The sequence below is a fragment of the Phyllobacterium sp. genome (genome assembly GCF_037994425.1).
In the GTDB taxonomy this organism is placed as follows: domain Bacteria; phylum Pseudomonadota; class Alphaproteobacteria; order Rhizobiales; family Rhizobiaceae; genus Phyllobacterium.
The window spans coordinates 49,879-69,668 of record NZ_JBBNAM010000051.1; the positions used below are offsets into that span (position 1 = coordinate 49,879).

Here is a 19,790-nt window from a genome sequence, read left to right on the forward strand (position 1 = left end):
TGGCGGCCGATCAGGCCGCCTTTTCGCGGACCTGGTAATCCTTGATTGCTGCGAACCGGATAGCCTTCCAGCGTTCAGCCTCGTAGGACAATGAAAAGGTGTTCTGCGCAAGGAACACCGGATCGTTGTCGAGATCGTGGGCGATATCGGCACGGTGCGCATTGATGAATCGCTGCAGTTCGGCCGGATCATCAGCTGATATCCAGCGCGCAACGGTAAAGCGCGCCGGCTCGAACCCGACCGGCAAGGTGTATTCGACCTTCAGGCGTTCGGTCAGAACATCGATCTGCAGCGCACCCACGACGCCGACAATCGCCGGCGAGCCGTCGTCGGGCAGGAAAAGCTGGACAACGCCCTCTTCGGCCATCTGCTGCAGGGCCTCGCGCAGCTTCTTGGCCTTCATCGCATCATCGAGGCGCACGCGGCGCAGGATTTCGGGCGCGAAGTTCGGTACACCCCGGAAAAGGAGATCTTCACCTTCCGTCAGGGTATCACCAATTCGCAGTGTGCCGTGGTTGGGAATGCCGACCACATCGCCCGCCCAGGCCTCGTCAGCGATCTGGCGGCTGCGTGCAAAGAAGAACTGCGGCGCCGACAGGCTCATCGGTTTGCCGGTGCGCACGAGCTTGGCCTTCATGCCGCGCGAGAGTTTGCCGGAGCAGACCCGCAGGAATGCAATGCGGTCACGATGGTTCGGGTCCATATTGGCTTGAATCTTGAAGACGAAACCGGTCATCTTCTCTTCTTCCGCCGCAACCTTGCGCGTATCGGCGTCCTGGTCGCGCGGGCTCGGGCCAAAATCGCAGAAGGCCTCGATGAGGTCGCGTACACCATAATTGCGTAGGGCAGAGCCGAAATAGACGGGCGTCAGATGGCCTTCACGGAATGCCTGCAGGTTGAAGGGATTGCATGCGTCACGCGCCAGCGTCACCTCGTCGATCCAGTCCCCGCGCTCGTTCTCCGGAAGAAGCCCCGAGGCTGCAGCGGCCTCCGGCCCATTGACCGGCGTCGGCACTTCTTCCTCGTCGCGGCGGCGAACAGTGTTGTTCTGGAGATTGTAGGTGCCGGCAAAGCTCTTGCCGCGCCCAATCGGCCAGGTGATCGGCGCGGTGTCGAGTGCGAGCTTCTGCTCGATCTCATCGAGAATTTCGTAAGGGTCGCGGCTCTCACGGTCCATCTTGTTGATGAAAGTGACGATGGGAATGTCGCGCATGCGGCAAACTTCGAAGAGCTTCAAGGTGCGGGACTCGATACCCTTGGCCGCGTCGATTACCATGACCGCGCTATCGACCGCCGTCAGCGTGCGATAGGTATCGTCGGCGAAGTCTTCGTGTCCGGGCGTATCGAGAAGATTAAAGATGCAGTCCTTGTACTCGAAGGTCATCACCGAAGTGACAACCGAAATGCCGCGATCGCGCTCGATGTTCATCCAGTCAGAGCGCGTCTGCATCCGGTCCTTCTTGGCCTTGACCTCGCCGGCAAGCTGAATCGCCCCACCGAAGAGCAACAGCTTTTCGGTGAGTGTGGTTTTACCGGCGTCAGGGTGCGCAATGATCGCAAAGGTGCGGCGCTTGGTGACAGGATGGTCGGCAGGGGACATGAAGAAGGCTCGAACTTTAGTGAAAGGATTGCGCGCCTTCTATCAGCCAAAGCCTTCCGCGTCGACACTCGAATCAGGTGCGGTTCATCCCACCGTTTCCGCAACCTTGCCGAGTTCTTCCTCGGCCATGAAAGGTTCTATTGCGATGCGCTTGCTGTTGCGCACCGTCACGAAGCTGTTGGGCGGCACCGGCATCCAGTTACCAGCCTCGCCGTCGAGCGGCTCGGAGACGACGCAAAGACCGGCGCTTGGCGCGAGGCTCGCCGTGTAGAGCGAAGGCGCGAAGCGATCAGTCGCATAGCGCACCGCGTATAGCTGCCGCCCGTCAGAGAAGGCCCCGGTCAATCGGATGAAAGCCGGCACCCCTGCCCGCTCGGCTTCGGCAATAATAGCGTTGACGGTGCCGGTAAGTGCTGTGACCGGGTCGCTGTCGAGGCCATGCTGGAGCATCAGCAGGAATATCAGTTCCGAATCCGTGGAACCTAGCTTTTGAGCATAGAGAACATCGTCAAGGCGCGCCTCCAGCCCGCGCCGAAGCCTTTCAAAATGCCCGATCTGGCCGTTATGCATGAAGCTCCATCGGTCGGAAACGAAGGGATGGCAATTGGCCCTGCTCGTTGCACCGCCAGTCGAAGCCCGCACATGTGCGAGGAAGAGATGCGAACGGATCTGCCGCGACAGGCTTTTCAGGTTCTGGTCCGACCAGGCGGGAAGGATATCGCGGTATAGCCCCGGTTCTTCGCGTTCGCCGTACCAGGCGACGCCGAAACCATCGCCGTTGGTGCGGGTCTTGGCCTCATGCGCATCATGGCTTTGCGCGATCAGGGAGTGACAGGGAGAAGCGATGACATCTTCAAGATAAAGCTGCGGTCCAAGATAGGCTGCCCAACGACACATGAATCACCTGGCTAGAGAGCAAGTCGGCTCACAATAGCGCGCAATTGCACAATTGGGAATCGCCTCAGATGGCGTAGCCCGGTAGAAGGGGATTGTGTGCAAAGGATGGATGCTGCAAATCTTGTGAGTTGACGCGTGCCGCCGACTGGTGAAAAAGGTCTCCCATGTCTCAAGAAACCGATTCCGTCCGCCCAAGAAATCCTGCTCTCGGCCTTGTCCGGCTGCCCCACGGCCAGGATATCGATCTGCCCACCTATGAAACAGCGGGGGCTGCCGGAATGGACCTGCGCGCGGCGGTGCCAGACGACAGGCCGCTTTTACTTCTGCCGGGGCGTCGGGCTTTGGTTCCGACCGGGCTGATCTTCGAAGTACCGCAAGGTTTCGAAGCGCAGGTGCGACCGCGATCAGGCCTTGCTCTCAAGCACGGAATTACCTGCCTCAACACGCCCGGAACGATTGATTCGGACTATCGTGGTGAGGTAAAAGTGATCCTGATCAACCTCGGCGAAGACGAATTCTATGTCGAGCGCGGCATGCGTATCGCGCAGGTCGTCGTGGCACCTGTCGTACAGCTTCCTATCGAAGAGCGGCAGCATGCAAGCGAGACGGCACGTGGCGCCGGGGGTTTTGGATCAACGGGAACATCATAAATCAGGACGAGACTATCAGCGTCCAATTGGAGGCCGGTATGGATAAGGGTTGGGTTTTCCGTCAGCTACATGAACGTCCCGAGACCTTCATCATGCCCAATCCGTGGGATCCGGGTACGGCGAAGTTCCTTGGGTCGATGGGTTTCAAGGCGTTGGCCACCAGTAGCGCCGGTTTCGCGTTCTCGCGCGGCCTTCCCGATGGCGGCATCACCTTCGACGTCATGATGCAGCATTGCCGCGATCTCGTGGCAGCAACTGACCTGCCGGTTTCGGGCGACCTCGAAAAGGGCAAGGGCGATAGCGCCGACAGCGCCGGCGAAACAATCTTCGCCGCGGAAGCGGCCGGTCTTGCCGGTTGCTCGATCGAGGATTTTTCCGGCGATCCGGAACGCCCGATCTACGAGTTTTCCCACGCTGTCGAACGGGTTGCCGCTGCCGCGGAGGCCGCACGCGCCTTGAAGGGCGACTTCGTCTTCACGGCGCGGGCCGAGAGCTTCCTTCATGGCCGGAACGACCTCGACGACACGATCAAGCGGCTGCAGGCGTTCGAGAAGGCTGGCGCCGACGTGCTTTTCGCACCTGGCATCTCCGATCGCGAAAGCATCGAGACAATCTGCAAGTCGGTTTCGAAGCCGGTCAGCGTCCTTGCGCCTGCATCGTTGACCGTCAGCGATCTTGCCTCCATCGGCGTGCGGCGCATCTCGCTTGGTCCGCGTTTGACCACCGCCGCATTCACCGCGATTCGCGATGCCGTACGCGAGGTACTCGACAAAGGCACGTTTGAATTTTCCAAGGTTGGGGTGCCGTTCGGCGATCTGCAGCGGCTCTTTTCTCAAGGTGTGGATAAGGACAGCTGAATGACGCGCCCCGACCTGGTGATTTTCGACTGTGACGGAGTTCTGGTCGACACTGAAACGCTTGCCAACCGTCATCTGGTCAAGATGCTGAATGCCTCTGGCTACGGTATCACCTTCGAGCAGGCGCGAAAGAACCTGTGCGGAATGCCCATGCGTGCCGTCAAGGAAAAGGTCGAAGCTGAAGGCCATAGGCTCGGCGAAGATTTCGTCGATCGCTGGTATCAGGCAATACCGATCATTTTCGAGGGCGGCGTTGAAACAATCCCGCACATCGAAACGGTCATTTCCGCGGTCAAAAGGGCCGATGTGCCCTACTGCGTCGCTTCCTCCGCCAATGTCGAGAAGATGCACATAACCCTCGGCAAGACCGGGCTCATCGCGCATTTCGAAGGCGTGCTTTACAGCGCCTCTATGGTTCCCCGCGGCAAGCCGTTTCCCGATCTTTTCCTCCATGCAGCAAGGGAAATGGGCGTCGAACCGGCCCAGGCAGTGGTCATCGAAGACAGCGTCGCCGGCACAACTGCGGGGACGGCAGCAGGCATGCGGGTTTTTTCCTACTGCGGCGATGAGCACGCCGATCATGAGGGGTTGGCCGCGGCGGGCGGCATTCTCTTCGACGATATGCGCAAGCTGCCTGCATTATTGGGGATTGCCTGATGCCCGAGCTTCTCAAAGTCATCGACATGCACACAGGCGGCGAACCCCTGCGGATCGTGACGTCCGGATACCCACAACTGCCGAAGGGCACCATACTCCAAAAGCGCGCCCACGTTCGCGATAGCCTCGATCACTTACGCAAGATACTGATTTTCGAGCCCCGCGGTCATTTCGACATGTATGGCGCAGTGCTCGTTGAGCCAAACCTGCCGGGAGCCGATCTCGCAGTCCTCTTCATGCACAATGAGGGCTATTCGACCATGTGCGGCCATGCGATCATTGCGCTCGGTCGCTACGCGGTCGACTACGGTCTCGTTGCCAAGGTCGAGCCGGTGACGACTGTTCATATTGAATGCCCCTGCGGCATGGTCGTTGCTTCCGTGGAGGTAAATGACGGCATGTCCGGCGGCGTCTCGTTCGAAAGCGTGCCGGCCTTTCTCTTTGCCGCCGACCAACATGTCGATCTGCCGGTCTTCGGTGCGGTAACGTTTGATATCGCCTATGGCGGTGCGTTCTATGCGCTGGCGCATGCAAGCCAGTTCGACCTGGAATTCGGTCGCGATCCGGCACGCCGATTCATCGATGCTGCAACTGCATTGACGGAAGCGGTCAAGGAAGCGGTTCCGCTCGAACATCCCGACCACAAGGATCTTGCCTTTCTCTACGGTTCAATCCTCACGGACGGCAGTGATCTGTGGAACGAGGCGCCAACAAAGAACGTCTGCATTTTTGCCGATGCCCAGCTCGATCGCTCGCCCACCGGTTCGGGTGTGACGGCGCGTCTTGCGGCTATGCATGCCAAGGGTCAGATACGCGAAGGCGATGCGCGTATCTTCGAGAGCATTGTTGGATCGCGCTTCGCCGGCTTTGTCGCCTCGCAGACAAAGGCCGGTACCTTTGATGCCATTACCGCGCGCGTTTCCGGCCATGCCTATTACAGCGGCAAAGCCGAATTCCTTGTCGAGGCGGACGATCCTCTCGGGCAGGGCTTCCTTATCACCTAAGCCGTACAGGTAATATTAAACCAAGTGGTTGACTAATATCGCGCGCAGTGATATTAAACCATATGGTTGAATTTCAGACACCTCATCTAGATGCCGTCTTTCACGCCCTTTCCGACCCAACGCGGAGGGCGATACTGCACCGGCTGGCAAATGGCCAACACACGGTGAGTGCACTCGCCACCCCGTTCAACATGTCCTTGGCCGGGGCGTCAAAACATATCAAGGTGCTGGAGGCAGCCGGGCTCGTTCGCCGCCAGGTCCGGGGCCGGACCCATACCTGCGAACTTCAGGCAACTCGACTCGCCGAAGCACAGGAATGGCTGCGCCACTACGAGCGGTTCTGGAATGCACGCCTTGACGACCTGGAGAAGCTGTTGCGCGACGAAGATCGTACATCGGCTGACGAACCAGGCGCAACGACGCCGACGAAGCCGGCAAAACCTTGAAATCAAAGGAGAACAAAATGGACCAGCATATTGGCAATGATCGTCTCGGCGTCGTCACGGCACCGCGCACGCTGCACATTGAGCGTACTCTCCTGGGTCCCGTCGAACGGGTCTGGGCATATCTGACCCAGTCAGACAAGCGCGCGAAGTGGCTGGCAAGCGGACCCATGGCAGACTTCGTCGGGGGGCCGGTCAAGCTGACCTTTCAGCACTCGCACCTATCGAGTGAAAAGACTCCCGCCGAATTCCAGAAGTATGAGGGCTCAGGATTCGAGGGCAAGGTGCTCCGCTATGACCCGCCGCATCTGCTCGTCATCAGTTGGCCCGACGACGGTCAGGATTCGGAGGTCACGTTCGAGCTTTCAGCTAAGGGTAGCGATACGCTGCTGAAATTGACGCACACTCGCTTGGCCAGCACCGATTCGATGGTCAGTGTCGCCAGCGGATGGCACGCCCATCTTGGCGTGCTCATCGATCACCTCGAAGGCAATCAGCCGGCAGGGTTCTGGAGCAACTATCAGCGGGTCCGGAGCGAATATAGCCGCGCGATCAAGGAATAGTTTAGTTAGCAATAACTAACACAATCGAAGCCGGCCAACCGGCTTCGATTAATTACGTCCGTTGAAACTTGCGCTCCAAGAGGATCACCGGTTCATCCGTGTAAGTCGTGTCCATGACCTTCACGAAGCCATTCTTGTTGGCGAGTCCCAGCGAAGCCGCATTCTCAGGCGATATGATGCAGACCGCCCGCTCCTGCTTGAAAAACGAATCGCCCCAAGCGACGACCCGTGACAGCGCCTCGCTGCCGTAGCCCTTGCCGTGCGCTTCGGGAGCGAGAACCCAGCCCATCTCTGGGGCATCGCCGAAATCGGGCGTGATCTCGCGTTTGAAATCGGCATAGCCCATCTCACCGACAAAGCTGCCGCTCGTCTTGTCCTCCATTGCCCAGAAGCCATAGCCGATCATATTCCAGAGGCCGCCATAGCGCAAAAGCCGCGCCCAGGATTGTTCCCTTGTGGACGGTTTGCCGGTGATCTGTGCGTAGATCGCCGGATGCTGCCACATAGCGTGGACGGCATCGAAATCCTCGCTCCGGTGAGCACGCAAAATGATTCGGTCGGTTTCGAGGATTGGGACATCAATGCTCATTCGGTTCACTTTCACCTGAGGCTAGACTTCCACCGTCTGCAGGGTTGCTGCAATTTTTGCGGCAAGACGCTCAGCCACTTCATCCTTGCTCATATCGGGCCACTCTTCGGTACCAGTACGCGTAACGATGCGCACCGAATTGCGGTCGCCGCCCATAACGCCTGTGGCGTGGCTGACATCATTGGCGACGATCCAGTCGGCGCCCTTCTTGTCGAGCTTTACCCGGGCATTGGCTAGCAAATCCTGTGTTTCAGCGGCGAAACCGACGACGAGGCGCGGCCGCAACTTGCTGTGGCCGACACCGGCGAGAATATCCGGGTTCTCAACCATCTGCAGCACCGGCGCCTTTTCGCCGGGCTGCTTCTTGATCTTCTCGCCAGCCTCGTTCGCCGTGCGCCAGTCAGCAACCGCTGCAACCATGACGGCGGCGTCAGCCGGCAGAAACTGCTCCACAGCGTCCCGCATCTCGCGCGCGGATTCGATATGCACAACGCTCACATTATCGGGATCAGGAATGGTGACGGGACCGGAAACCAGCCGAACAGTGGCTCCGAGCCGCGCCAGCGCGGCGGCAATTGCGTGGCCCTGCTTGCCGGAGGATCGGTTGGCGATATAGCGCACCGGGTCGATTGGCTCGTGTGTCGGTCCCGATGTCATGACGATCGTCTTGCCCGCGAGCGGCTTTGGTCTTCTGTCCAGCAGTTTCTCGATGGCCGCCACGATCTCCAACGGTTCCGCCATGCGGCCGGCGCCACTTTCGCCCCTTTCGGCCATTTCGCCCGTGGCAGGTCCGACAAATTGGATACCATCCTTGGCAAGTGTCGCCCGATTGCGTCTGGTCGCCGGATGGTCCCACATCCTAGGGTTCATCGCTGGAGCGATCAACACGCGCTTGTCAGTCGCCATCAACACAGCCGACGCCAGATCGTTTGCAACACCGTTTGCCATTTTCGCCATGAGATCCGCGGTCGCCGGGGCGACGATGATGAGATCCGCTTCGCGGGACAGGCGAATATGGCCGACGTCATGCTCGTCCTCCCGCGAAAAAAGTTCGGTAAAAACCTTGTCTGCGGCAAGCGCCCCGACGGCAAGCGGCGTGACGAGTTCCTCCGCCGCCTTGGTCAGAACCGGCCGTACACGCGCGCCGCGTTCGCGCAGCCGCCTGATCAAATCAAGACATTTATAAGCGGCAATTCCGCCGCCGATTATGAGGAGGATACGCCGGCCCGAAAGCGACCCGCCCCCCTGTACGGGTCCATCGACGGGCGCGGTAATCACCGTCTTTGGATCCTCCAGATCGCCAAGGATGATGCGCGCCTCTTCCTCCATAGAACGCCCATGAGCAGCGGCACGCAGCCGCAGCTTTTCCTTGATCGAATAATCAAGATTGCGGATGGTGATACTCGCCATTTGATTGCACTCTCACGATCTATTCGATGGACTTTGCAATCATTGCTATCATATTCATGCGCTATTTTTCAAGCGTAGAGCTTGTAAGTGATCACAACGAAGCAAAGTGCAATCACCCACAAGGCAACTCGGCCGGATCGCGTATGGCGCGCCTCGGCCTTGCCGATCGAGTTTGCCGTCTGTTCATCGAAGCGAAGGCCATTTTCGGCCATCGTATCTAGCTCCCGCGACAGGCGATCCACGCGGGCGACGAGCTCCGGAGCCTGACGAGCGAGGTGCAGAACGGCATGGGCGCCATCGCGCGCGTCGATCAGAATGCCCTGCGGCCCGAGATTGCGCCTTATCCATCCGCCAACAACGGGCTCGGATGCCTTCCACATATTGAAATGCGGGTCCAGCGTGCGTGACACTCCTTCGACGACTACCATCGTCTTTTGCAGCATGACGAGCTCGGGCCGGGTCTCCATGTCGAAGAGTTCCGTGACTTCGAAGAGCAAGGTCAACAGCTTCGCCATTGAAATCGTCTCCGCCGGCTGACCATGAATCGGTTCGCCGATAGCGCGGATCGCCTGGGCAAAGCTCGCAACATCGTGATGGTGCGGGACGTAGCCGGCCTCGAAATGTACCTCTGCGACTCGCGCATAGTCGCGGGTGATGAAGCCATAGAGGATTTCGGCGAGAAACCGGCGCTCCTTCTTGCCGAGACGTCCGGTAATACCGAAATCAACCGCAACGATGTGACCCTCATCATCGACAAAGAGATTGCCGGGATGCATGTCGGCGTGGAAAAAGCCGTCGCGCAGCGTGTGGCGCAGAAAGGATTGGATCAGCGTTTCGGCGAGTCCGATCAAATTGAAGCCTGCGGCGCGCAGGCCCTCGATATCCGACATCTTGATGCCGTCGATCCATTCGAGCGTCAGGACATCGCGACCGGTGCGCTCCCAGTCGACCTTCGGCACGCGGAAGCCCGGATCATCCTTGGTATTCTCGCCGATTTCCGAAAGTGCGGCAGCTTCCAGACGCAAATCCATTTCGATACGCGTGGTCTGGGCGAGCGTCCGTGTTACTTCAATGGGTCGAAGCCGGCGTGTCGCCGGAACGTAGCGCTCCTGCCACTGGGCCACCAGGAAGAAACTCTCAAGATCGTTGTTGAAGCGCTGGCGCACACCGGGCCGCACCACCTTTACTGCAACTTTTCTGACCTCGCCGTCCATATTGACGTAAGCCGGATGGACCTGAGCGATCGAAGCTGCCGCGATCGGTTCGTTAAAGCTTACATAAAGATTGTCGAGCGGACGGCCGAGCGAACCCTCGATGGCCTTCACCGCGGCATCCATCGGGAAGAAATCCAGCTGATCCTGTAGCAGCGCCAGATCGTCGGCAACTTCCGTTCCCACCACATCCGGTCGGGTTGCCAGAAATTGCCCGAGCTTGACATAGGACGGGCCCAGCTTGTTGATGGCACGCGACATGCGTTCCGACCTTCGAGCGGTCATGGCGCGGCGACGCGCCAGGAAGCCCGCAACGCGGTGGCCGAACGCCGGCAAACCGCTCAAGCCATCCGCGGGCAAAGCGGATATCACGCCTTCGCGCGTCATGATCCATCCGGCCCGCATCAGGCGAAATGTTGCTGCAAACTTACTCATTTGGAAATCACAGTTTCCAGCCGGAATGCAGGGCGGCGATTCCGCCGGTGAAGTTGCGCCAGCTGACGCGCTCAAAGCCCGCCTTGCGGATCATCTCGGCAAAATCGGCCTGTCGTGGAAACTTTCGGATCGATTCAACCAAATATTGATAGCTGTCGGCATCGCCGGTGACCGCCTTGCCGATCCTCGGAATAGCATTGAACGACCAAGCATCATAAATCTTGTCGAGGATCGGCAGTTCCACCTCGGAGAACTCGAGGCACAGGAAGCGTCCGCCCGGTTTCAGGACCCGAAAGGCTTCCGTCAGCGCGCGGTCGATATGCGGCACGTTGCGGATGCCGAAGGCGATCGTATAGGCGTCAAAGCTTGCATCGGCAAAGGGTAGCTCTTCTGCATTGGCTTCCACGAATTCAAGATTATCCGCAAGACCCTTCTTGACGGCACGGTCACGCCCCACCCCGAGCATCGAGCCGTTGATATCGAGCACCGTCGCATGAGCATTGCGGCCCGAGGCTTCGACGATCTTGAAGGCAATGTCGCCGGTGCCGCCGGCAACGTCGAGAACCTTCCAGTTGGCAGTCCGTGACGGCGAAAGCCAGGCAATCATCGAATCTTTCCAGACCCGATGCATACCGCCCGACATGATGTCGTTCATCACGTCGTAGCGCTTGGCAACGCGATGGAAAACATCGTTCACACGGGATTGCTTTTCGCCGTCGCTGACATCCTGAAACCCGAAGGACGTTTCCATGCCGCCATGGGCGCCGGTGCGTTGCTGGCTCATCTGATTTACCTGCTCATGTCTGTTTGCGGCGAACCATAGAAGATTACCACGCGTAACGCTATTGTCCTCTTGCGCGATGAAGCGACGCGTTTGTTGGTTGGTGGGAGACAAAATGGTTCTGAAAGCCGAACTGCACTGCCATATTGAGGGTGCCGCATCTGTGCGCCTGGTGCAACGGAAGGCCGCGAGATACGGGGTCGATGTTTCAGGGTTCATTCGGGGCGATAAGTTCGTCTGGCACGATTTCACTTCGTTCCTTGATGCCTATGATCAATCGTCGATGCTGTTTCGCACTGCGGAAGATTACGCCGATCTCGCCGAGGACTATCTATTGGCGCTAGGCAGGCAGGATTGCATTTATTCCGAAGTCTTCATTTCAACCGACCATGCAATCACCGCCGGCCTTCATCCGCGGGCCTATATCGAGGGGTTGGCCGAAGGCATGTACCGCGCCAAGGCCGCAACAGGCATCGAAGGCCGCCTCGTCGCAACTGGCCTACGTCACAAGGGTCCGGATGCAGTACTGGCCGCCGCGCGCTATATCGTCGAAAACCCCCATCCGCTGGTCACCGGTTTCGGCATGGCCGGAGACGAGCGGATTCATCGCCCCAGCGATTTCGCGGCTGCCTTCAATCTGGCGCGTGATGCAGGACTTGGGATAACCGTGCATGCGGGCGAGCTTTCAGGCTGGGAAAGCGTGGCAAGCGCGCTCGACGCGCTCGCACCCTCACGCATCGGCCACGGTGTGCGGGCGATCGAGAACCCTGATCTGGTTAAGAAACTTGCCGAAGAGGAGATCGTGCTCGAATGTTGCCCCGGATCGAACATTGCGCTCGGCGTCTATGCGGATTTTGCGGCCCACCCTTTCCCGGCACTTGCTCGCGCCGGCGTTCCTGTAACGCTCAATTCGGACGATCCACCCTATTTTCACACGAACCTTGCCCGCGAATACGCTGTTGCGGCGACCGATTTCGGCTATGACGAAGAGGAGCTGACCGCGGTGACTGCGACCGCACTCAATGCCGCGTTCATCGACGAGGAGACACGCCGATCCCTGCTCGAACGGCTCTCATCGGACAAAACTGTGCGCGCTGTCGATGACATCTTTGCGGGATCGGCATCGAGCGGCTAAGATCAACGAGTAAAGAGTAGAGGGGATTTCCATGGGCGTGACGATTGTTTCTCACCCGCTTGTCCAGCACAAGCTTACCATCATGCGCGACAAGGATACCTCGACCGCCGGTTTCCGGCGGCTCCTGAAGGAGATTTCGCTTCTGCTCTGCTATGAAGTGACGCGAGACTTGCAACTGACGACGATCAAGATCCAGACGCCGCTTGCAGAAATGGATGCTCCGGTGATCGAGGGCAAGAAACTTGTCTTCGCATCCATCCTGCGGGCGGGAAATGGCCTATTGGAAGGCATGCTCGATCTCGTCCCAGCTGCGCGCGTCGCTCATATTGGTCTCTACCGTGATCATGAAACACTGCAGCCAGTTGAGTATTATTTCAAAGCTCCGGAGGATATCGTAAACCGGCTAATTATCGTCGTGGATCCCATGCTTGCGACCGCAAACTCCGCCATCGCTGCCATCCAGAAGCTGAAGGACCGGGGCGCCAGCAATATCCGCTTCCTGTGCCTGCTCGCAGCGCCGGAAGGTATCGAGCGATTCACCAAGGCGCATCCCGACGTTCAGGTCTTCACCGCCGCAATCGACGATCATTTGAATGAAAAGGGCTATATCGTGCCTGGCCTCGGCGACGCGGGCGACCGCATGTACGGCACGAAGTAGAAAGCGCAAATCTTTTCGCCGTCTGCCCCTTCCCCTTAGGCGAAGAACGACTTAGCCGCCTACGCGCCGCAAGACTGGGCTGACCGTGCGCGGCTTGCGTTCAGAATAGGCATAGGCCAGTTCGATCGCGCGCACGCCCGCCGCCGCGTCATCATGGCCACGAGCGTGAACCAACGCTACGGGCTCGCCCGCTTCCATTCTGGCGCCGACCGGCTGCAGCGCTGTAATACCGACGGCATGGTCAATCGGATCCTGGGGTCGGATGCGTCCTCCACCCAGGGACACGACGGCAACACCGATACCCCGGGTATCGATGGACGATACAAAGCCGGATACCGGAGCTTTCACTTCATGAGTGACCGGAGCCAGCGGCAAATATTGACCCGCACGGGCAAGGAAATCGGTCGGACCGCCGAGCGCAGCAACCATGCGTCCGAAAATCTCCGCCGCCTTGCCGCTGTAAAGCGCCTCATGCGCCTTCTCCATGGCCTGTTTATGGTTCGTCGCGAGCTTGCCCGAAACCAGCATTTCGGCGGCAAGAGCGAGCGTGACCTCTTCAAGCCGGCTGTCGCGCTTGTCTCCGGTCAGGAAATCAACGGCAATCTTAACTTCAACGGCGTTGCCAGCCGCCAGCGCCAGCGGCTCGTTCATGTCAGTGAGCAGCGCCGTTGTCATGAGGCCAGCGCCTTGCGCCACCCCAACGATGCTTTCGGCAAGGGCTACCGCGTCGCGCGTCTTTGCCATGAACGCGCCATTGCCCGCCTTGACGTCGAGCACGAGCGCGTTGAGTCCCGCGGACAATTTCTTGGACAGGATCGAGGCGGTGATAAGGGGGATCGATTCGACAGTCGCGGTCACATCGCGGATGGAATAGAGACGCTTGTCGGCGGGAGCAAGATTTGCAGTCTGACCGATGATGGCACAGCCGACGCTGTGTACCACTCTGCGGAACAAGGCATTGTCCGGCTGGCTCCGATAACCGGGGATCGCGTCCATCTTGTCGAGGGTGCCCCCGGTATGGCCGAGGCCGCGGCCGGATATCATCGGCACATAGGCCCCGCAGGCGGCGGCGATCGGCGCCAGCATCAATGAAACATTGTCGCCCACGCCCCCAGTCGAATGCTTATCGACGGCGGGACCCGGTAGATCGGACCAATCGAGAATATCGCCGGAATCGCGCATGGCAAGCGTCAGTGCCACGGCTTCGTCGCGCTTCATCCCCTTGAAGAACACCGCCATAGCGAAGGCGGCGACCTGGCCCTCGGTGATCGAACCCGAACTCATCGCGTTGACGAAGGCGGTTATATCAGCCGCATCGAGTGTTTCGCCATCACGCTTGCGGCGAATGATTTCCTGAGGCAGCAACATGGGTCAGCCAATCTCCCGGATCAGCACACGGATAATCTTCTGCAGCCGCGCGCCGCCCATCGGCGCAACGTCCTTGGTTTCCTCGTGGGACAGTTCAGCACCCGTCATGCCCGCACCATAATTCGTGATGACCGAGCAGGCCGCTACGCGCAGACCGAAGAAGCGCGCAAGGATGACTTCGGGGACGGTCGACATGCCCACCGCGTCGGCGCCGAGCGTGCGTGCCATCCGAATTTCCGCCGGCGTTTCAAATGACGGACCCGAAAACCACATATAAACACCCGATGCAAGCTTCTCCCCCGCCTCGCTTGCGGCGAGGAGGAGGGCGTCCTTGAGCTTCTGGTCGTAGGCGGCGGTCATGCCGACGAAGCGGCGGTCGGAAGGCTCGCCGATCAAGGGATTGAGGCCGGAATAGTTGATATGATCATCGATGAGCATGACGCTGCCGGGAGCAATATCGTGGCGCACCGAACCCGCGGCATTGGTGAGAATCAACATCTCGACGCCAAGGTCCGCGAGGGCCGCGACGACCGGGCGCATGACCGAGGCATCGCCCTTTTCGTAGTAATGCGCACGACCCGCAAGCATCAGCACGGGCTTGCCCGAAAGGTAGCCCGCAACGACCTCTCCGGCGTGGCCGGACACACCGCTATGCGGGAAACCGGGCAGGTCGGCATAGGGGATGCGGATTGCATTTTCCACCGCGTCTACCATCGAGCCGAGGCCGGATCCCAGAACGAGCGCAACCCGTGGCACAAGGCCGTTGAGCTTATTGATGAGAGCGCCGGTTGCGGGAGCAATCATACGGCACCTTCAGATTGTTGAGAAAGGCCACGGGTTACACTCATCCCTTCGGCCCTCCCAGGACTTCCGCCTCGAAGCCGTAGGGGAAAATCTCTTTCATGGTCAGCGTTTCGACGATCCCCTCATTGTCGCAAAGATGCAGCAACGCATCCGGACCGGCGAATTCCGCCAGACGCTGGCGGCAGCCGCCACAAGGTGTGCATTTCGCCTTCTTTTCGGCGACAACGGCAATCTCGGTAATCGTGCCTCCACCGCCCATGACAAAGTGTGAAAGTGCTGTGGTTTCGGCGCACCAGCCCTCCGGGTAGGAGACGACTTCGATGTTGCACCCCGAATAGATGCGCCCATCGCTGGTGCGGATCGCCGCGCCGACAGGAAATTGCGAATAGGGCGAATGTGTCTTCTGCATCGCGGCATAGGCCGCGTCGAACAAATCCTTGCTCTTTGTCATCATCTTTCTTTCACATAGGCGACACCACCGGCCTTGGGCGGGATCGCCTTACCGATAAACCCGGCGAGCAGCACGATGGTGAGGATATAGGGAAGCGCCTGCATCAGTTGCACGGGCACTTCGCCGATCAACGGCAGCGGGTGGCCCTGCATACGGATGGCGACCGCGTCAAGAAACCCGAAGAGCAGGCATGCAAACATCGCCTGCACCGGACGCCATTTGGCGAAGATCAAGGCCGCAAGTGCGATGTAGCCCTTGCCCGCAGTCATATCCTTGACGAAGCCAGCGCCCTGTGCGGTCGCAAGATAGGCGCCGGCAACTCCGCACAGGATGCCGCAGCAGATGACAGCGCGATACCGCAGCCAAGGCACCGACACCCCCGCCGTATCGACCGCGGCGGGGTTTTCACCCACGGCGCGGAGACGCAGGCCGAAACGGGTGCGATAAAGCACCCACCAGGTGAATGGCACCAGCAGGAAGGCGAGATAGACGAGAATCGAATGGCCGGAGATCAGTTCATAATAAATCGGGCCGATGATCGGCACACTGCGCATCGCCTCTGCGCCCGGAAGATTGATCGGGTTGAAGCGTGCCGTATTAGGCAGCGACGGCGTCCGGCCGCCCTGGCTGAACCAGGCCTGCCCGAGAATGACCGTGGTTCCCGCCGCGATGAAATTGATCGCAACGCCGGAGACAATCTGGTTGCCGCGGTGCGTGATGGAGGCGAAACCATGCACAAGGCCGAGCGCTACTGATACCAGAACGGCGGCGAGAAGCCCGGCATAGGCGGACCCATACCAGGTGGCTGCCGTTCCAGCGGCGAACGCGCCAGCGAGCATCTTCCCTTCAAGGCCGATATCGAAGATACCCGAACGTTCCGAATATAGACCGGCCAGGCAGGCGAGGAGCAGCGGCACAGAGAGCCGGATGGTCGAATCGAACAATTGCAGAATGGTGATCAGGAAATCCATTATTGGCCTCCACCGGCTGCGACCGCTGGTATTGTCTCACGCTTCGCCCGTCCGACGCGCTGAAATATGCGCTGCAGCGACGGGCGGAACATATGTTCAAGCGCACCGGCAAAAAGAATGACCAGACCCTGAATGATGACGATCATGTCGCGCGAGATATTGGGCATGTCGAAGGCGATTTCAGCGCCGCCCTGGTAGAGCATGCCGAACAGGATCGCGGCGAGCACGATGCCAGCGGGATGCGATCGTCCCATCAGGGCGACAGCGATACCAACGAAACCTGCCCCGGCAACGAAATCCAACTGCATGCGATGCTGGGCCCCCATGATCGGGTTGAGCGCCATCATCCCGGCAAGCGCGCCCGAAATCATCATCGTGATAATGATGATGCGTAGCTCGCTGATGCCGGCATAGCGCGCAGCCTTCGGGCTGAAACCCATGGTGCGGATTTCATAGCCGAGCTTGGTGCGCCAGATCAGCAGCCACACCAGGAAGGCGGCCAGAAGCGCCAGGAGAAAACTGATATTGAGCGGGGCCGAGCGCATGTTGAGCCCGACGACATTCAGCAGCCAGCCAAGACCCGGCAACTGCCCTCCGTCACCGAAGACGCGGGTTTCCGGCGCCTGGCTGCCACGCGGCTTGAGAACGCCGACCAGCAGGTAGACCATGATGCTGGCCGCAATGAAATTGAACATGATCGTCGTGATGACAACATGAGACCCCCGCTTCGCCTGCAGCCATGCCGGGATCAAGGCCCAGAGCGCCCCAACTAGTGCTGAAGCAAGGATTGCCAGTGGGAAAGCCAGCCACCACGGCAGGACATTGCCGAGCCCAAGCCCCACCAGGGTGACGCCGAGTCCGCCAATATAGGCCTGGCCCTCGCCGCCAATGTTGAAAAGGCCGCAGTGAAATGCGACCGCGACGCAGAGCCCGGTAAAGATGAAGTTCGTCGCGTAATAGAGCGTATATCCGACGCCGTCGCCTGAGCCGAATGCGCCCTTGATCATCAGAACGGCGGCATCAATGGGGCTTTCGCCGACGAGGAGCACAACGAGTCCAGCCACCAGGAAGGCGACGAAGAGGTTGATGAGCGGCAAGAGCCCGTAATCGGCCCAGGCGGGCAGTTTGGCGAAGGGCTGGCTCATGGCAAAGTCTCGATGATCGCGTCAGAAGTTGAGATACGAGCATACTCGCCGTCGAGCACCGCGAGAATTAGGGCGTGCACGTCCTCTGCGCTCCACGACTTGCCGCGACGATCCTTGCGATCGATGCTCGCGACCGCGTCCTCGGGGATAGTCACCTCAAATCCAAGATTGGCCGCCATGCGCACCGTTGCGTCGACTGAGTTTTCGAGAAGCACGCCGCTGACTACAAGGCTGCGTACCTGCAACTCATCCAGCACATCCATCAAATCCGTTCCAATGAAGGCATTATTGGTGCGCTTGTCGATAATGGGCTCGCCCATTTGCGGTTCGACCTCGGGCTTGAACGCATTGCCCTCGCCTCCCGGCCGGTAGGGCGAACGCGGATCGGTGGAATCGTGGCGGATGTGGATGACTGGCAGTCGCCTTTCGCGCCATGCCCCCAGCAACCGCGCGATCGCCGCCTCGGCCCCGGCCTGACCGCGCCTGCCCCATTTCGGATCATCGATTGCCTTTTGGACATCAATGATGATGAGCGCCTGCGTCGTCATTCCGCTGCTTCCTTCTGCTCGACGCCGGCCATCAGCAAACCAAGCTCGCCTTCGCTCGCATCCGAATCTCTTTCACCGACGATGCGGCCGGCGAACATGACGAGAATGCGATCCGACAAGGAGCGTATCTCGTCGAGTTCCACGGAAACGAGAAGCACGGCCTTGCCAGCGTCACGCATCTCGATGATGCGCTTGTGGATGAATTCGATGGCACCGACGTCGACACCACGCGTCGGCTGGCCGATGATGAGCACGCCGGGGTCACGTTCCATTTCACGCGCCAGCACGATCTTCTGCTGATTGCCGCCGGAGAAATTCGCGGTCTTGAGGCGCGGATCACCCGGACGGATATCGTATTTCTCGATTTTCTTGCGAGCGTCGGCCTCAATGGCCTCGATATCGAGGAACGGCCCTCTCAGATATAGCGGGTCGTCATGATAGCCGAGGATCGAGTTCTCATACTCTTCGAAGGCGAGAACGAGGCCCATGTGGTGCCGGTCCTCCGGCACGTGGGCAAGTCCGCGATCCCGCAGTTCACCGGGATCGGCAGCCCCTGTGATATCGATGACCTGGCCGTCGAGGAGCACGCGGCCCGAAACGGCCGTGCGGATGCCGGCGATGGTTTCGATGAGCTGCGACTGACCATTACCGGCAACCCCTGCAATACCGACGATCTCGCCGGCGCGCACGGTAAAGGATGCATCGTCCACCATCACCACGCCGCGGCTGTCACGCACAGTGAGGTGCTCGACCGAAAGCTTGATTTCGCCCGGCCTTCCCTCGCCCTTCTGCACCCGCAAAAGGACCCGGCGGCCGACCATCAGTTCGGCGAGTTCCTCCACCGTGGTTTCGTCGGTCTTGCGGGTAGCAACGACCGAACCTTGGCGCATGACGGAAACATTGTCAGTCACCGCCATGATCTCGCGCAGCTTGTGCGTGATGAGCACGATGGTCTTGCCCTGATCCTTCAATTGCTCGAGGATGCGAAAGAGATGATCTGCTTCGGCGGGCGTCAGCACGCCCGTCGGCTCGTCAAGAACGAGGATCTCGGCCCCACGATAAAGGGCTTTCAGGATTTCCACCCGCTGCTGCAGGCCGACAGGGAGTTCCTCGATAAGGGCGTCCGGATCGACATCGAGCTGATACTCGCGTTCGAGCCGCTTCAGTTCGGCCCTAGCCTTGGCAATGCCGTTCTTCAGGAGCGGGGCACCCTCGACGCCGAGCATGACATTCTCAAGGACCGTAAAATTCTCGATGAGCATGAAGTGCTGATGCACCATGCCGATTCCCAGCGCGATGGCCGCATTCGGATCCGGTATTTTGACCGGCGCGCCGTTGATGCGTATCTCGCCGCTATCAGCCTGATAGAAGCCATAGAGTATCGACATCAGCGTCGATTTGCCTGCGCCGTTCTCGCCGATAATGCCGTGGATTGTGCCTTTTTCGACGCGCATATGGATGTCACGATTGGCGTGAACCGCGCCAAAGCGCTTGTCAATTCCAACAAGTTCGATTGCCGGCTCGGCCATATCCCCATCCGCTGTTGTGCAGCTTATATCGTCTTTTCGCGTTTCGACCCTAACACGGGATTTTTTTCTTTCCAGTCAAGAAAC

General features: G+C 59.5%; 21 protein-coding genes. 8 read left to right on the forward strand and 13 right to left on the reverse strand.

Going from position 1 to position 19,790, the window contains the following annotated elements:
* Positions 1 to 10 precede the first annotated feature (10 nt).
* A complete protein-coding gene (locus tag AAAB35_RS03365; protein ID WP_340666815.1) occupies positions 11 to 1,600 on the reverse strand; it encodes a peptide chain release factor 3 in 1,590 nt (529 codons plus the stop codon).
* Between the two features lie 84 nt (positions 1,601 to 1,684).
* Positions 1,685 to 2,497, reverse strand: coding sequence for a class II glutamine amidotransferase (locus tag AAAB35_RS03370; RefSeq protein ID WP_340666816.1), 813 nt, complete (start codon positions 2,495 to 2,497; stop codon positions 1,685 to 1,687).
* 164 nt (positions 2,498 to 2,661) lie between these two features.
* On the opposite strand from AAAB35_RS03370, the gene dut reads away from it, so the two are divergent.
* The 6 genes from dut (at position 2,662) to AAAB35_RS03400 (ending at position 6,671) form a co-directional block, all read left to right on the forward strand.
* Complete coding sequence (gene dut / locus AAAB35_RS03375; RefSeq protein WP_340666817.1) at positions 2,662 to 3,147, forward strand: dUTP diphosphatase; 486 nt, start codon at positions 2,662 to 2,664, stop codon at positions 3,145 to 3,147.
* Between the two features lie 38 nt (positions 3,148 to 3,185).
* A complete protein-coding gene (locus AAAB35_RS03380) occupies positions 3,186 to 4,004 on the forward strand; it encodes an isocitrate lyase/phosphoenolpyruvate mutase family protein (protein ID WP_340666818.1) in 819 nt (272 codons plus the stop codon).
* Positions 4,005 to 4,661, forward strand: a complete 657-nt coding sequence (locus tag AAAB35_RS03385) for an HAD-IA family hydrolase (RefSeq protein ID WP_340666819.1) — start codon at positions 4,005 to 4,007, stop codon at positions 4,659 to 4,661.
* Positions 4,661 to 5,665: a proline racemase family protein gene (locus tag AAAB35_RS03390; protein ID WP_340666820.1), complete on the forward strand. Its 1,005-nt coding sequence runs from the start codon at positions 4,661 to 4,663 to the stop codon at positions 5,663 to 5,665. The genes AAAB35_RS03385 and AAAB35_RS03390 overlap by 1 nt, the downstream gene beginning before the upstream one ends.
* Positions 5,666 to 5,727: 62 nt before the next feature.
* Complete coding sequence (locus AAAB35_RS03395) at positions 5,728 to 6,111, forward strand: metalloregulator ArsR/SmtB family transcription factor (protein WP_340666821.1); 384 nt, start codon at positions 5,728 to 5,730, stop codon at positions 6,109 to 6,111.
* A gap of 17 nt (positions 6,112 to 6,128) precedes the next feature.
* On the forward strand, positions 6,129 to 6,671 hold the full coding sequence (locus tag AAAB35_RS03400) for an SRPBCC family protein (RefSeq protein WP_340666822.1): 543 nt from the start codon (positions 6,129 to 6,131) through the stop codon (positions 6,669 to 6,671).
* Between the two features lie 52 nt (positions 6,672 to 6,723).
* Here AAAB35_RS03400 and AAAB35_RS03405 read toward each other — a convergent pair whose 3' ends face one another.
* From AAAB35_RS03405 to ubiE, 4 genes are all read right to left on the reverse strand, one after another.
* Positions 6,724 to 7,260: a GNAT family N-acetyltransferase gene (locus AAAB35_RS03405; RefSeq protein ID WP_340666823.1), complete on the reverse strand. Its 537-nt coding sequence runs from the start codon at positions 7,258 to 7,260 to the stop codon at positions 6,724 to 6,726.
* 21 nt (positions 7,261 to 7,281) lie between these two features.
* Entirely contained in the window at positions 7,282 to 8,670 is a 1,389-nt protein-coding gene (gene coaBC, locus AAAB35_RS03410) for a bifunctional phosphopantothenoylcysteine decarboxylase/phosphopantothenate--cysteine ligase CoaBC (RefSeq protein ID WP_340666824.1), read from the reverse strand.
* Between the two features lie 68 nt (positions 8,671 to 8,738).
* On the reverse strand, positions 8,739 to 10,316 hold the full coding sequence (gene ubiB / locus AAAB35_RS03415) for a 2-polyprenylphenol 6-hydroxylase (protein WP_340666825.1): 1,578 nt from the start codon (positions 10,314 to 10,316) through the stop codon (positions 8,739 to 8,741).
* Positions 10,317 to 10,323: 7 nt separating this feature from the next.
* A complete protein-coding gene (gene ubiE / locus AAAB35_RS03420) occupies positions 10,324 to 11,100 on the reverse strand; it encodes a bifunctional demethylmenaquinone methyltransferase/2-methoxy-6-polyprenyl-1,4-benzoquinol methylase UbiE (protein ID WP_340666826.1) in 777 nt (258 codons plus the stop codon).
* 112 nt (positions 11,101 to 11,212) lie between these two features.
* Between ubiE and AAAB35_RS03425 the strand changes: the two genes are divergently transcribed.
* Complete coding sequence (locus AAAB35_RS03425; RefSeq protein WP_340666827.1) at positions 11,213 to 12,232, forward strand: adenosine deaminase; 1,020 nt, start codon at positions 11,213 to 11,215, stop codon at positions 12,230 to 12,232.
* A gap of 31 nt (positions 12,233 to 12,263) precedes the next feature.
* A complete protein-coding gene (upp, locus tag AAAB35_RS03430; RefSeq protein WP_340666828.1) occupies positions 12,264 to 12,890 on the forward strand; it encodes a uracil phosphoribosyltransferase in 627 nt (208 codons plus the stop codon).
* Positions 12,891 to 12,941: 51 nt separating this feature from the next.
* On the opposite strand, the gene deoA is transcribed toward upp, so the two are convergent.
* Genes deoA through AAAB35_RS03465 form a run of 7 tightly spaced genes read right to left on the reverse strand, consistent with a single transcriptional unit; the run spans position 12,942 to position 19,706 of the window.
* A complete protein-coding gene (gene deoA, locus AAAB35_RS03435; RefSeq protein ID WP_340666846.1) occupies positions 12,942 to 14,255 on the reverse strand; it encodes a thymidine phosphorylase in 1,314 nt (437 codons plus the stop codon).
* 6 nt (positions 14,256 to 14,261) lie between these two features.
* Positions 14,262 to 15,062, reverse strand: a complete 801-nt coding sequence (locus AAAB35_RS03440; protein ID WP_340666829.1) for a purine-nucleoside phosphorylase — start codon at positions 15,060 to 15,062, stop codon at positions 14,262 to 14,264.
* 40 nt (positions 15,063 to 15,102) lie between these two features.
* Positions 15,103 to 15,516: a cytidine deaminase gene (locus tag AAAB35_RS03445; RefSeq protein WP_340666830.1), complete on the reverse strand. Its 414-nt coding sequence runs from the start codon at positions 15,514 to 15,516 to the stop codon at positions 15,103 to 15,105.
* The gene (locus AAAB35_RS03450; protein ID WP_340666831.1) at positions 15,513 to 16,484 is read right to left on the reverse strand and encodes an ABC transporter permease; all 972 of its coding nucleotides are present in this window, start codon (positions 16,482 to 16,484) and stop codon (positions 15,513 to 15,515) included. The genes AAAB35_RS03445 and AAAB35_RS03450 overlap by 4 nt, the downstream gene beginning before the upstream one ends.
* A complete protein-coding gene (locus AAAB35_RS03455) occupies positions 16,484 to 17,629 on the reverse strand; it encodes an ABC transporter permease (RefSeq protein ID WP_340666832.1) in 1,146 nt (381 codons plus the stop codon). The genes AAAB35_RS03450 and AAAB35_RS03455 overlap by 1 nt, the downstream gene beginning before the upstream one ends.
* Entirely contained in the window at positions 17,626 to 18,177 is a 552-nt protein-coding gene (locus AAAB35_RS03460; protein ID WP_340666833.1) for a cysteine hydrolase family protein, read from the reverse strand. The genes AAAB35_RS03455 and AAAB35_RS03460 overlap by 4 nt, the downstream gene beginning before the upstream one ends.
* On the reverse strand, positions 18,174 to 19,706 hold the full coding sequence (locus AAAB35_RS03465; RefSeq protein ID WP_340666834.1) for an ABC transporter ATP-binding protein: 1,533 nt from the start codon (positions 19,704 to 19,706) through the stop codon (positions 18,174 to 18,176). Before AAAB35_RS03465 ends, AAAB35_RS03460 begins: the two co-directional genes overlap by 4 nt.
* Positions 19,707 to 19,790: the final 84 nt, after the last annotated feature.